General features: G+C 37.5%; 12 protein-coding genes. All 12 read right to left on the bottom strand.

Going from position 1 to position 13655, the window contains the following annotated elements:
- Positions 1-2 precede the first annotated feature (2 nt).
- Entirely contained in the window at positions 3-323 is a 321-nt protein-coding gene (locus LDK52_RS01590; RefSeq protein WP_277584202.1) for a YlxQ family RNA-binding protein, read from the bottom strand.
- Positions 320-598: an RNase P modulator RnpM gene (gene rnpM / locus LDK52_RS01585; protein ID WP_277584201.1), complete on the bottom strand. Its 279-nt coding sequence runs from the start codon at positions 596-598 to the stop codon at positions 320-322. Before rnpM ends, LDK52_RS01590 begins: the two co-directional genes overlap by 4 nt.
- Before the next feature lie 18 nt (positions 599-616).
- Entirely contained in the window at positions 617-1750 is a 1134-nt protein-coding gene (gene nusA, locus LDK52_RS01580; RefSeq protein WP_277584200.1) for a transcription termination factor NusA, read from the bottom strand.
- A 22-nt stretch (positions 1751-1772) separates the two neighbouring features.
- On the bottom strand, positions 1773-2252 hold the full coding sequence (rimP, locus tag LDK52_RS01575) for a ribosome maturation factor RimP (RefSeq protein WP_277584199.1): 480 nt from the start codon (positions 2250-2252) through the stop codon (positions 1773-1775).
- 134 nt (positions 2253-2386) lie between these two features.
- On the bottom strand, positions 2387-6700 hold the full coding sequence (locus tag LDK52_RS01570) for a PolC-type DNA polymerase III (protein WP_277584198.1): 4314 nt from the start codon (positions 6698-6700) through the stop codon (positions 2387-2389).
- Positions 6701-6903: 203 nt separating this feature from the next.
- Positions 6904-8169 carry an RIP metalloprotease RseP gene (rseP, locus tag LDK52_RS01565; RefSeq protein ID WP_277584197.1) on the bottom strand — a complete coding sequence of 422 codons (1266 nt, stop codon included), beginning with the start codon at positions 8167-8169 and terminating at the stop codon, positions 6904-6906.
- A 45-nt stretch (positions 8170-8214) separates the two neighbouring features.
- Positions 8215-9363, bottom strand: coding sequence for a 1-deoxy-D-xylulose-5-phosphate reductoisomerase (dxr, locus tag LDK52_RS01560; RefSeq protein ID WP_277584196.1), 1149 nt, complete (start codon positions 9361-9363; stop codon positions 8215-8217).
- 17 nt (positions 9364-9380) lie between these two features.
- Entirely contained in the window at positions 9381-10172 is a 792-nt protein-coding gene (locus tag LDK52_RS01555) for a phosphatidate cytidylyltransferase (RefSeq protein WP_277584195.1), read from the bottom strand.
- Positions 10169-10963 (bottom strand): isoprenyl transferase, encoded by a 795-nt coding sequence (locus LDK52_RS01550; protein ID WP_277584194.1) that lies wholly within the window; start codon positions 10961-10963, stop codon positions 10169-10171. The genes LDK52_RS01555 and LDK52_RS01550 overlap by 4 nt, the downstream gene beginning before the upstream one ends.
- 191 nt (positions 10964-11154) lie before the next feature.
- On the bottom strand, positions 11155-11712 hold the full coding sequence (gene frr, locus LDK52_RS01545; RefSeq protein ID WP_277584193.1) for a ribosome recycling factor: 558 nt from the start codon (positions 11710-11712) through the stop codon (positions 11155-11157).
- Positions 11712-12437, bottom strand: coding sequence for a UMP kinase (gene pyrH, locus LDK52_RS01540; RefSeq protein ID WP_277584192.1), 726 nt, complete (start codon positions 12435-12437; stop codon positions 11712-11714). Before pyrH ends, frr begins: the two co-directional genes overlap by 1 nt.
- 248 nt (positions 12438-12685) lie before the next feature.
- On the bottom strand, positions 12686-13570 hold the full coding sequence (tsf, locus tag LDK52_RS01535) for a translation elongation factor Ts (RefSeq protein ID WP_277584191.1): 885 nt from the start codon (positions 13568-13570) through the stop codon (positions 12686-12688).
- Between the last annotated feature and the right edge of the window lie 85 nt (positions 13571-13655).

Here is a 13655-nt window from a genome sequence, read left to right as displayed (position 1 = left end):
GCTCACCCCCGGTTATATTCGTTGAGAAGGCCGGACAGTTTTTTAGCGAAACCGTCATCCATAATGGCGATTGCCACCCTGGCCTCTTTTCCCGTCGCATGTCCGAGATCGTGCCGGTCTCCAAAGACATGCAGCTCAACGTTAAAAGATGCACATTTATCATTAATTTTTTTTGCTGTATTTTTAGAAGCGTCATTGGATAAAACAACTAGTTTTGCCCTTTGGCTTCTGATTTCTTTTACTACTAGCTCTTCACCAGTAATTGTTTTTCTTGCTCTAGTTGCTAGTCCTAATAGATTAGATATTTGCTCTTGTATTGTCATTTAATTTTTTCTCTTTCAATAACGACTATTAACTGATCATATATTTCAATAGGAATTGGTGCTTCTAAATGTGTGCCTAATGAATTTTTCTTTTTCGCTTGGTTTACCGCTTCGATAGATTTAGATACATAAGCACCACGACCTGATTTTTTTCCAGTTAGGTCCACGGAAACTTCTCCTTCTTTCGAACGGACTATGCGAATCATTTCTTTTTTCGGAAACATTTCACCAGTAGCAACACATTTACGTAACGGTATTTTCTTTTGAACCGTCATTCAAATCACCATCCTTGCTTATTGTTCTTCTTTATAGAAATCGAAATCATCCAATTCTTCTTCATCCAAATTTTCTACTATAAGCTGTGGAGAATTTTCATTTGGATAAATTCCAAGTTCTCTTGCATCTGTTTCACTTTTAATATCAATCTTCCAACCAGTCAGTTTTGCTGCAAGACGAGCATTTTGACCTCTTTTACCAATTGCAAGAGACAGCTGATAATCTGGAACTACAACAGTTGTCGATTTTTCCGCTTCGTTTACTTGAACATCGATTACTTTAGAAGGGCTTAGTGCATTTCCAACAAACACTACTGGATCTTCAGACCATTCAACTATGTCAATTTTCTCTCCACTTAACTCATTTACAATTGTTTGAACTCGAGCTCCTTTTGCACCAACGCATGAGCCAACTGGATCAATTTCGTCATTATGTGCAAATACGGAAATCTTCGAACGATCCCCTGCTTCACGAGCGATGGACTTAATCTCCACAATACCTTCAAAGATTTCAGGTACTTCCATTTCAAACAAACGACGAAGTAATCCAGGGTGTGTTCTAGAAACGAATACCTGCGGACCACGTGTAGTACGTTCTACTTTCGTAATATATACTTTGATACGTTCATGAGGTCGAAATGTCTCTGTTTGGATTTGCTCATTTGCAGGCAGTACTGCCTCCACTTTTCCTAAACCAACATATATATTTCGTGCATCTAATCGTTCAACAATCCCATTTACGATATCATCTTCACGATCTACATATTCTTCGTATATCATTCCACGTTCAGCTTCGCGCACACGTTGAGTAACAACTTGTTTAGCTGTTTGAGCTGCAATACGCCCGAAATTACGTGGTGTTACTTCCTCTTCCACAACATCACCAACTGCATAGTGTGGGTTGATCACTTGAGCATCCTCTAAAGAGATTTGTAAACGGTCGTCTGCTACTTCTTCTACTACATCTTTTCTTGAATAAACAAGCATAGTACCAGTAGTTAAGTTAATATCGACACGAACATTTTGGGCTTGGTTAAAATTTCTTTTGTAGGCAGTAACTAAAGCAGCTTCAATTGCTTCTATTAAAACATCTCTCGAAATTCCCTTTTGTTGTTCGAGCTCAGTTAACGCATCTAATAATTCACTACTCACTACTTTCACTCCTCCATATACGTTATGCAGAGAAATCAATTGCTAAACGAGCAAGCGCAATTTTCTCTTTTTCAATTTGAATTTTTATTCTTCTAGTTTTAACACGTACTTCGATTAATGCGCCTTCCTCTAATGAATAAGAAAGTAATGTCCCTTCAAATTCTTTAGCTCCGTTCACTGGCTCGTATGTTTTGATATAAACAAACTTACCAATTGCATTCGCGAAGTCCGCATCCTTTTTCAAAGGTCGTTCTGCTCCAGGAGATGAAACCTCTAAAAAGTAATTTTCCGATATCGGATCTTCTACATCCAACTTTTCACTTAGTTTTTCACTAACTTGAGCGCATTGTTCAATATCTATACCACCAGATGGAGTATCAATATAAATACGTAAAAACCAATCTCGGCCTTCTTTTACATATTCTACGTCTACAAGATCTAAATTTAACTCTTGTAAAATAGGCGATACAAGCTCTTCAATTTTAGTTGTAATATTACTCATAAAAGCCTCCTACATAACAATGATTTTCTATATAACAACAGAAAAGAGCGGGAAATCCCACTCTTTCGTCACAGTACTATGAAACATTGGTAGTTTTATATTACCATACATCATGTAGCCTTGCAAATTTCCTACTAAAACAGCGAAAGCTGATTGGCATCTGGTAACCCTTCTAAACATCCCATCGTATCCATGTATTCGATAATCGTCTTCGATACTTTACCTCTTTGTTGAAGATCTTCCTTCGACAAAAATTCACCATCAATTCTTGCTTTAGCAATTTGGAAAGCAACATTTGTACCTAATCCAGGTATCGAATTAAAAGGAGGAATTAGCGTGTTTCCTTCAATAATAAATTCATTGGCATGCGATTTGTATAAATCTACTTTTTGCAATTTAATGCCCCGTTCAGACATTTCAAGTGCAATTTCTAATACCGTCAATACGTTTTTTTCCTTTGGAGATGCTTCTAGTCCCTTTGCATTTATTTCGTCTAATTTCGCTCGGATGGTATGAGACCCATTTACCATAGCGATTAGATCAAAATCAGATGCTCTTACTGTAAGATACGCTGCATAATATAGTATGGGATAATGCACTTTAAAGTATGCAATTCGAACTGCCATTAATACATAAGCAGCTGCATGGGCTTTCGGGAACATGTATTTAATTTTTTTGCAGGATTCAATATACCAGTTGGCAACTCCCTGTTTCTTCATCTCTGCTTCAAATTCCGGCGTTAGCCCTTTCCCTTTACGAACAGACTCCATAATTTTAAATGCCAAGGAAGGTTCTAACCCTTGATAGATTAAATAAACCATAATATCATCTCGACATCCAATTACATCAGAAAGCTGACAAGTACCAGCTTGGATGAGTTCCTGTGCATTTCCAAGCCATACATCTGTTCCATGCGATAAACCAGAAATTTGGACTAACTCAGAAAAAGAAGACGGTTTTGTTTCTTCAAGCATTTGTCTTACAAAGCGAGTACCAAATTCAGGAATACCTAATGTCCCTGTTTTACAGTCTATTTGTTCTTCTGTAACGCCAAGTGATGCTGTTCCACTAAATATTTTCATCACTTCTGGATCATCTGTTGGAATTGTTTTTGGATCAATTCCTGATAAATCTTGGAGCATACGAATAACGGTAGGATCATCATGCCCTAGAATATCTAATTTCAACAAATTATCATGAATAGAATGAAAATCAAAATGGGTCGTTTTCCATTCCGAGTCCTGTGCGTCTGCAGGGAACTGAATTGGTGTAAAGTCATATATATCCATGTAATCGGGAACAACGATTATACCACCTGGATGCTGACCGGTTGATCGCTTAACTCCTGAACAGCCCTGTACTAAACGATCTATTTCTGCACCGCGAAGAGCCAGATTATTATCGTTCATATAACCTCTTACATATCCATAAGCTGTTTTTTCAGCTACTGTTCCAATTGTACCAGCACGGAATACATAATCCTCTCCGAATAATTCCTTCGTATAGTTATGCGCTATAGACTGATACTCGCCGCTAAAGTTTAAATCTATATCCGGAACCTTATCCCCTTTGAATCCTAGGAAAGTTTCAAACGGAATATCTTGTCCATCTTTTACATAAGGTGTATCACATTTAATACAATTTTTGTTTGATAAGTCAAAGCCAGAACCAACTGACCCGTCTAGGAAAAATTCTGAATGCTGACAACTTGGACATACATAATGTGGTGGTAACGGGTTTACTTCTGTAATTTCTGTCATTGTTGCTACAAGAGATGAACCAACTGAACCCCTTGATCCAACTAAATATCCATCATCTAATGATTTTTTTACTAATTTATGAGAAATTAAATAAATCACAGCAAATCCATGTCCAATAATGGAGGTTAATTCCTTCTCAAGTCGCGCCTCAACTATTTCAGGTAATTCTTCGCCATAGATTTCTTTAGCTTTAGAGTAAGTAAGTGCTCTAACTTCCTCGTCTGCCCCTTCAATCTTAGGTGTATATAGATCATCCTTGATCGGTTTAATGTCTTCCAATGAATCTGCTATTTTTTGAGAATTAGACACTACAATCTCTTTTGCCAGGTCTTCTCCAAGAAACGCAAATGCATCTAACATTTCATTCGTCGTACGGAAATGTACTTTAGGTAGCTCATGCCGATTTAATGGGTTAGCCCCACCCTGTGAATTTACAAGTATTTTTCTGAAAATAGCATCATTTTCATGCAAATAATGTACATTACCGGTTGCTACGACTGGTAAATTTATCTTTTTTCCGATTTTAATCATTTTACGAATGATATCTTCTAAATTCCATTCATCTCTCACTAATTCCTTTTCGATCAAATGAGCGTATACTTCTTTCGGATGTATTTCTAAATAATCATAGAACTGGGCAATCTCTTCTACTTGCTCTAATGGTTTCTGCATAAGACCTTCAAAAACCTCACCTTTATCGCATCCTGACCCAATGATTAGTCCCTCTCTATGCTTTTGTAGCACAGATCTTTTTAATCTCGGTACACGATGGAAGGTAGTAGTATGAGCAAGTGATACTAATTTGAAAAGGTTTTTTAAACCTATTTCATTTTTAACTAAGATTGTGCAATGGGTTGGTCTAGCTCGCTTATAAGAATCACCTTGTCCAATATGCTTGTTAAAGTCATCATGATAAGCTATTTTATGTTCTTCTGCTTCTTTTAATAAATGAAGCAATAAATAGCCTGTTGCCTCACAGTCAAATATTGCTCTGTGAGCTTGTGTCAGCTCAATATTGAATTTTTTAGTTAGAGTACCAAGACGATGAGACTTCATCTCTGGATGTAAAAACCGGGCAAGCTCCAAAGTATCAATAACAGGGTGATTGAAATAATCTATTCCTGTTCTTCGATATCCCTCATATAAAAAGCCCATATCAAAAGATGCATTATGTGCAACAATGATGCCATCTCCAATAAACTCGTAAAAGTCTTTAATAACCTGTTCTATCTCAGGTGCATTTCGAACCATTTCATCTGTAATTCCAGTTAACTCGATCGTAGTTGCTGAAAGCGCATGATGCGGATTTACAAATCGTTCAAACCGATCGATGATATTGCCATTTTGCATTTTTACTGCTGCCAATTCAATTATTTTATCGTATGTGGCAGATAGACCTGTAGTTTCAACGTCAAATACGATATATACTGCATCTTCTAACGCAGTATGCTGCTCATCATAAGCAATTGGAACTCCGTCATGCACAAGATTTGCTTCTAAACCATATAGAATTTTTATGCCATTCTTTTTCCCGGCAGCATACGCTTCAGGAAAGGACTGTAAATTCGCATGATCCGTAATGGCTATAGCTTTATGACCCCATTTAGCAGCTTGAGTAACTAGCGAAGAAACGGAAGAAACAGCGTCCATTTGACTCATCGGCGTATGAAGATGAAGCTCCACTCGCTTTTCTTTCGCCGTATCCATTCGTACCATTGGATTTAGTTCGTTCATGTCCTGTGCCATGATGATTAAATCACGTACAAAAGTATCGTTTTGCACAGAACCTCTAACCTTAATCCACATACCCTTTTGTAGTCGTTCCATCATTTGAGCATCTTCTTTATCTCTAGAGAACATCTTCACTAAGATGGAGTCTGTATAATCGGTAACTTTTGCAGTCAGAAGCGAACGTCCACTTCGCAATTCTTTCACTTCCACATCGAATACAAAGCCTTCAATTGCCACTCTACGTTCTTCATCCTGAATCGATTTTATGTCCATAATAGGCTCATCTTTTTTAAGTGGTACTCCCAGTTGGAAAGGACCATTCGCATTTGAACTACCATTTTCTTGTCTATTTTGGTCACGTTTTTGCATATCTTCTAACGCTTTTTGCCCAAGTTTCTCTTCTTCTAAACGACGCTGTTCCAAAAACTCTAGTTGTGCTTTAGCTATTGCTTCCGTATCTTCTATTAAACGGAAGTCGAACGCTATTTTTGGAAACCCGAATCCTACATATACATCAGACAATAGTTCGATATATTTCCTTTTAAACGTTCGTAATTCAATTTCCTCTCCACAGGTTAAGTGAATCATCTGACCGTTCCATTCCGGTTGTTGTTTTAACAAACGATCTTTTAAAGGAGGAGCCATATCACTTAATTCTTTCAGAACTAATGGCCAATATTGGTTGATTAATTCTTGAGAAACACCCTCGCCTTCAGATTGGATAGTTAGCAAAATAGTAGCTATTCCAGCAAACTTTTCTATTAGACGTGATTGAAAAATAGTAAAGACATCTATTGGTAGTATAGCTTGTAGTTGAATTTGAAAATCCCATTTTCTATTTTTCTTATGTACAGTGAATCGATCGATGGATGCATGTTCAAAGTGCTTTACGAAAGAATCCTCTGTTAACTCCAGTTGTTGCAACAACAAGTGCATTCTCATTTTCCCGTCATCCATAGCTCGTATCCCTCCTTATCTTGTCTAGCTCCAGCGCCTAGCCCCTCGAGTCGCTTCAGAATTTCAGGGCCGCACGATGCTGGTCAGTCAGTCATTGCGACACGATGTCGCGAACTTAGACTGACTTCCCACAGGCGCTTGCGCTTTTCTATACACAGTAAAAGAAAGGAAGTTCAGTTAATTGAACTTCCCCTCTAAATTGTTTATCCATTGAAGAAAAATCGTTGTATATCATTCCATGTAACGACAACCATTAATACCATCAGCAGCATAATGCCTACAAAGTGGACCATACCTTCTTTTTGTTTATCTACTGGTTTCCCGCGTAAAGCTTCAAACAAGAAGAATAATAATCTACCTCCGTCTAACGCCGGTAATGGCAATAAATTCATAATACCGAGATTTATACTAAGTATTGCAGCCCAGCGCATTAAATTGTATACACCATATTGCGCAACTTCTTCTGTCGCTTTATATATTCCAACAGGACCTGATAAATCATCTATGGAGAAATTTCCAGTAATTAATGTACCAAGTATAGTAAATATACGTTTAGTCCATTCATATGTTTGCTCTGCCCCAAAGACTAATGCTTTCGCAGGATTCTTTTCCATTGGACTTGAATAATTTACGCCAATTTGTCCAACTTTTTCTTTCTCTACTTCCACTTCATTCGGTGTCATAGATAGATCTACTTCTTGCCCATCACGTTCTACCGTAAATTCCATAAGCTCGTTTGATCTAACCTTCACTTTTTCAGATAGTTCTTCCCACGTAGTAATAGAAGCTCCATTAATCTTCGTTACCAAATCTCCATCTTGCATACCGGCTTGTTCAGCAGGACTGTCTTTAACTACAGTTGTGATGATAGGTTCATACGTTGGTACTCCTTGAAACAAACCAAGCGCTAAGAAAATGAAGAAGGCAAGGATAAAGTTGAAAAGTGGTCCTGCAAAAATAGTCAGGGATCTTTGGCCAACTGACTTCGAACCAAATTGACGATCAGTAGGCGCAATGATTGTTACAGTGCCTTTTTCATTGATGACAGCATTTCGTGCCACTTTATATCGTACTAACTTTTCCTCTTCGTTGTATCCTTCGATAAACATTTGGTCAGTTAAATCAGATTTTTCTACTTCTAAAAATAGCATATCAGGAAAATGTTTGTTTTGATTCAATAAAATCTGATCGATTTCGTCTAAATCATTCAAGTGTATTCCTAAACGATAGCCCGGCTGTAGTTCAACTGAGTCCATATCTTCACCGGCCATACGAACATATCCACCTATTGGTAGTAATCGCAGCGTATAAAGAGTCTCGCCCTTTGTATATCCAAAGATTTTAGGTCCCATACCAATCGCAAACTCACGCACCATAATTCCTGCTCGTTTTGCAAAGATAAAATGCCCAAGCTCATGGAAAAATACAATACTTCCAAATATAATTATAAACGCAATGGCTGTCTCCATTATATCCCACCTTTAGTTTCTAACTGATCATGCTTTCACATCTAATCATTTTACCATGTTCTCTACGGATTTTCTTGTATTTGCATCTACATGAAGAATTGTTTCTAAATCTGGATTTGAAACGACTACATGCTCATCCATTGCTCGTTCTATTAACTCATCAATTGTTAGGAAACCAATTTTCTCTTGTAAAAACAAAGCTACAGCCGCTTCATTTGCTGCATTTAGCACCGTTGTCATTGTTCCGCCCGCTCGTCCAGCATCAATAGCTAATTTCAAAGCATGATAACGTGTATAATCCATCTCTTCAAAATGCAACTTACCAATTTGAGCCAAGTTCAGACGTGGGGCCGTGTGTCTTGTCAATCTTTCTGGATAAGACAATGCATATTGAATTGGCACACGCATATCCGGAGTTCCTAACTGTGCAATAACACTAGTATCTTGGAATTCAACCATCGAATGTATAATACTCTCTCGGTGAAGTAACACTTCGATATCATCATACGAAATATCAAAAAGAACTTGAGCTTCAATTACTTCCAGTCCTTTGTTCATCATCGTGGCAGAATCAATTGTAATTTTCGAGCCCATAGACCAGTTTGGATGATTCAGCGCATCCTGTACGGTTACATTTTTTAGCTCTTCTCGAGTACGGTCTCGAAAACTTCCGCCAGATGCAGTTATTATTAGCTTCGCAATTTCCGAACGTTTTTCTCCGTTCATTGCTTGGAATAATGCTGAGTGCTCGCTGTCCACTGGAAGAATCGGCACATTATATTTCTTTGCTGCTTCCATTACTAAGTGTCCTGCAGTTACTAGCGTCTCTTTATTTGCAATAGCAATGGTTATCCCTTGTTTGATCGCTTCTAATGTTGGTCTTAAACCTACACTACCTAAAACCGCATTCACTAAAACATCCGCATCTGCATGAGCAGCAACTTGTACCAGTCCTTGGTCCCCAAAGACTATTTCGATTTGCGGAAACTCTTTGCCTAATTGAATGGCATCCTCCTCGGATAAAACGGAAACTAAAGGTACAGAAAAATCTCGAATTATTTGCTTAGTAACTTTTATATTTTTCCCCGCTGAAAATGCTACTAGTTGAAACTGATCTGGATGCTCTTTTATTATATCCAGTGTTTGTATCCCGATAGAACCAGTGGCTCCTAATAAACTTATTCTTTTCACCATGAAATAATGTCGTCTCCTTATATAAAATGTAAAAAGTGTAGAAGCGGTAAGACAAATAAAATACTGTCAAAACGATCCATAATTCCACCGTGACCTGGTAACAGTTTACCAGAATCTTTCACATTATAATGTCTTTTTATTGCTGATTCCACTAAGTCCCCTAGTTGCCCGAATATCGAAGCAGCAATAGTAATTCCTATTAAAACTAGCATCGATGAAGATAGTGGGTTTATCCATTGAATAATAAATGCAGTGATTAATGCCCATATGATGCCCCCAACAAATCCTTCTACTGTCTTATTAGGAGAGATTTCTGGCCATAACTTCCTTTTCCCGATTTTTCGACCAGTAAAGTAAGCCCCTGAATCTGTAGTCCATACGATCAGTAACGCAAAAATAACGTAAGCCAAACCTTCATTTCTTGTTTCTATGAAATAATAAAAACCAATACCAACGTAAAGTGTACTTAAAATAACAAATGCCGCATCATCGAAAGTAAAACGATTTTTTACTAATACTGTATAGATTAACACTAAGAAAACCCCAACAAACACCCATTCTAATTTCGTATGCCCTGTATATGACAATAGCTCATCCTCAAAAGATGACGGGACTAATAATAGAAACAGGAGCAGAAACGAAACTAAACTTTCAAAGGAAAATAAGTTTACGCCCTTCATACGAAGCATCTCATGCAACCCAACTGCTGCTATTATGTATACTAATATAGTGAAAACTGGCCCACCTAATAAAACAATTGGGAGAAATAGTGCTAATGCAATAGCACCAGTTATAATCCGTTGCTTCAATTTACTTCTTCCCCCTTAAGTCCACCGTATCTTCTATTCCTTTTTTGATAAATTTCAATAGCTTCTAACAAACAAGCTTCATCAAAGTCTGGCCACAGTGTATCTGTAAACCAAAACTCTGTATAAGCAAGCTGCCATAACATAAAGTTGCTCAGCCGAACCTCGCCACTCGTTCGAATGAGAAGGTCAGGTTCAGACAAATCCTTGGTCATTAAATGTTTCGTCATTAATTCTTCTGTAATGTCGTCCACAGAAATTTTATCTTGTTGTATTTCTTGAGCAATACGTTTGACCGCCTGCACAATCTCATCTCTACTTCCATAATTCATAGCAAAGTTAAGTATGAGACCATCATTTTTTGCTGTTTCATCCATCGCTTTATAAATAGCTCGTTTTGTATGCTCAGGAAGCATTTCGTGATTTCCCATCATTCGTACTTGAACATTTTGCTCGATTAAATCAGGTAAGTACGTCCCTAAAAACTCTTCGGGAAGTCGCATTAAAAAATCTACTTCCATTTTCGGACGCTTCCAATTTTCTGTGGAAAAAGCATACAACGTTAACGTGTCTATTCCGACCTCATTTGCAAATCGAGTTATTTTTTTCACTGTCTTCATTCCTTCATGATGACCAGCAATACGGGGAAGTGACCTTTTTTTAGCCCATCTACCGTTCCCATCCATAATAATCGCGATATGGCTAGGCAATTGTTCTTTTTGGGCATTTTCTTTTCGTTCATCTAAATGAATATTGATCCTTTTATCATTTTTCCGAATTAATTTATTAAACATTTAGAAACCCCCAATCTACCAAGTCGAACGTCTATACCTATCATAACAAATAAACGCATATATAAAAAGACGTCCCCTTCAAAGGACGCCTTTTTTAAATAAAAGTTCAGAACTACTTAACCTAGACTAATCATTTGAAGACGATTTTGGTATTCACTGAAGCTTTAACCCAAATCAATTCTTCTTAAAGGTTAAACGTCTAAAATTTCTTTTTCTTTTTCTTTTGTAATTGTATCGATTTTTTCAATATTTGCATCTGTAAGTTTTTGGATTTCTTCTGTAAAGTTTCTTAACTCGTCTTCTGTAATTCCACCAGATTTTTCAAGTTTTTTCAAATCATCATTACCATCGCGACGAACGTTACGAACGTTAACTTTCGCTTCTTCTGCTTCTTTTTTCACCAGTTTAACTAAATCTTTACGACGCTCTTCCGTTAACGCAGGAATTGCAAGACGAATTAATGTTCCGTCATTAGTTGGTTGGATTCCTAAATCAGATTTCATAATCGCTTTTTCAATATCACCTAGGATTGATTTGTCATAAGGTAGAATTGTTATTAAGCGTGCTTCTGGTACAGAAATACCAGCCATTTGATTGATTGGTGTTGGTGCACCATAATAATCTACAGAGATTTTATCGAGTAAGGAAGCACTAGCGCGACCAGCACGAATAGTAGATAACTCTCTACTAAAAACGGATATCGTTTTTGTCATTTTGTCAGCTGTTTGGTCTATCACTTTTTTCGGCATTAAGAATTCCTCCTAACGACTGTCCCTATGGTTTCCCCGAGCACAGCCTTTTTAATATTTCCTTTTTCCATAATAGAGAATACAATAAGCTCTATATCATTGTCCATACATAAAGTAGAGGCTGTAGAATCCATTACTTGGAGTCCTTGTTGTATCACTTCAAAAAATGAAAGTGTATCATATTTCACTGCCGTACTATCCGTTTTAGGATCAGCAGAGTAAACACCATCTACATTATTTTTAGCCATTAATATAACATCTGCTTCAATTTCAGCTGCTCTTAATGCTGCAGTTGTATCTGTTGAGAAGTACGGATTTCCTGTCCCAGCTGCAAAAATAACTACTCGTTTTTTTTCTAAATGACGAATGGCTCTTCTACGTATGTAAGGCTCTGCAACTTGTCGCATTTCGATAGAAGTTTGAACGCGTGTTTCGACACCTGCTTTTTCAAGTGAATCTTGTAGTGCAAGTGAATTCATAACTGTAGCAAGCATACCCATATAGTCAGCAGTAGCACGATCCATGCCCATTTCGCTTCCTACTTTACCTCGCCAAATATTTCCTCCACCAACGACTACAGCAACCTCTACGCCAAGATCTACAACTTCTTTCACTTGGTCGGCTACAGATCTAATTATCTCAGGAGATAAACCGAAACCTTGTTCTCCGGCTAATGCCTCGCCACTTAATTTTAAAACGATTCTTTTGTATTGTGGTTTGCTCATAGGTATCCTCCATCTCTATCTTGAAAAATAGGGAACACAAATTACGTGTTCCCTGGTTGTTATTTAGCGAAAAATACATTTCACTTTTCTTATTGTCTAACTCCGGCACCTAGCCCCTCGAGTCGCTTCAGAATTTCAGCAAAGGCAAAGTACGCCTTTACGTGAAATTCTTCCAGCGCTTGCTCCTGCGCAAAGCTCGTCGCAGAAAAACGTTGTCGGGGCTTGCATAGGCACCTGCGCTTTTCTAATTAGTTACCTTTTACTTGGCTCATTACTTCTTCAGCAAAGTTGTCTTCACGTTTTTCGATTCCTTCACCAACAGCATAGCGAGTGAATGAAACTAGTTTACCACCAGTTGATTCAACAAATACTTTTACTTTTTGGTCTGGATTTTTAACGAATGATTGCTCTAAAACACAAACGTCTTCAAAATATTTACTTAGGCGACCCTCTACCATTTTAGCAACGATATTTTCAGGTTTTCCTTCGTTTAAAGCTTGTTCTGTTAATATTTTGCGTTCGTTTTCTACTTCATCAGCAGAAACTTCATCACGTGAAATATACGCAGGGTTTAATGCTGCGATATGCATTGCAACATCTTTAGCCGATTGCACATCTGTTGAACCTTCTAATACTGTAAGAACTCCGATACGTCCTCCCATGTGTAGGTATGGACCAAATGCATCTGCATCTGTTTTAGTTTCGATAACAAAACGACGAAGTGAAATTTTTTCTCCAATTTTAGCAATTGCATTAGAGATTAAGTTTTCTACTGTTAATCCATCTTCAACTACTGAAGTTAATGCTTCTTCTACTGAAGCTGGCTCTGTAGCTAATAGATGAGAAGCTACGGTTTGTACTAATTGTTGGAAAGATTCATTTTTAGATACGAAATCAGTTTCAGCATTCATTTCTAATAATACTGCTTTGTTTCCTTCAACTTGAATGAAAGTAGTACCTTCAGCCGCAATACGATCCGCTTTTTTAGCTGCAGAAGATAGACCTTTTTCACGTAAAAAGTCGATTGCTGCTTCTAAATTACCGTCTGATTCTACTAAAGCTTTTTTACAGTCCATCATACCTGCACCAGTTTTTTCACGTAATTCTTTTACCATTTGTGCTGTAACTGCCATTATATATTCCTCCTAGTACATTTAGTGTCATTTTCTCAAAAAAAGGTGATAAGAGGTTTGGCCGCTTATCACCTGTTAATTACAA

The organism is Psychrobacillus antarcticus (assembly GCF_029533155.1).
Lineage (GTDB): Bacteria > Bacillota > Bacilli > Bacillales_A > Planococcaceae > Psychrobacillus > Psychrobacillus antarcticus.
The sequence above is the reverse complement of the archived record's forward strand: the minus strand, read 5'-3'. Positions and strand labels throughout refer to the sequence as shown.

Bases quoted from the DNA above. Each gene is read 5' to 3' on its own strand.
- LDK52_RS01570 (WP_277584198.1), bottom strand. From the start codon at position 6,700: ATGGATGACGGGAAAATGAGAATGCACTTGTTGTTGCAACAACTGGAG.
- tsf (WP_277584191.1), bottom strand. From the start codon at position 13,570: ATGGCAGTTACAGCACAAATGGTAAAAGAATTACGTGAAAAAACTGGT.
- rnpM (WP_277584201.1), bottom strand. From the start codon at position 598: ATGACGGTTCAAAAGAAAATACCGTTACGTAAATGTGTTGCTACTGGT.
- pyrH (WP_277584192.1), bottom strand. From the start codon at position 12,437: ATGAGCAAACCACAATACAAAAGAATCGTTTTAAAATTAAGTGGCGAG.
- dxr (WP_277584196.1), bottom strand. From the start codon at position 9,363: ATGGTGAAAAGAATAAGTTTATTAGGAGCCACTGGTTCTATCGGGATA.
- LDK52_RS01590 (WP_277584202.1), bottom strand. From the start codon at position 323: ATGACAATACAAGAGCAAATATCTAATCTATTAGGACTAGCAACTAGA.
- frr (WP_277584193.1), bottom strand. From the start codon at position 11,712: ATGCCGAAAAAAGTGATAGACCAAACAGCTGACAAAATGACAAAAACG.
- rimP (WP_277584199.1), bottom strand. From the start codon at position 2,252: ATGAGTAATATTACAACTAAAATTGAAGAGCTTGTATCGCCTATTTTA.
- LDK52_RS01550 (WP_277584194.1), bottom strand. From the start codon at position 10,963: ATGTTTAATAAATTAATTCGGAAAAATGATAAAAGGATCAATATTCAT.
- rseP (WP_277584197.1), bottom strand. From the start codon at position 8,169: ATGGAGACAGCCATTGCGTTTATAATTATATTTGGAAGTATTGTATTT.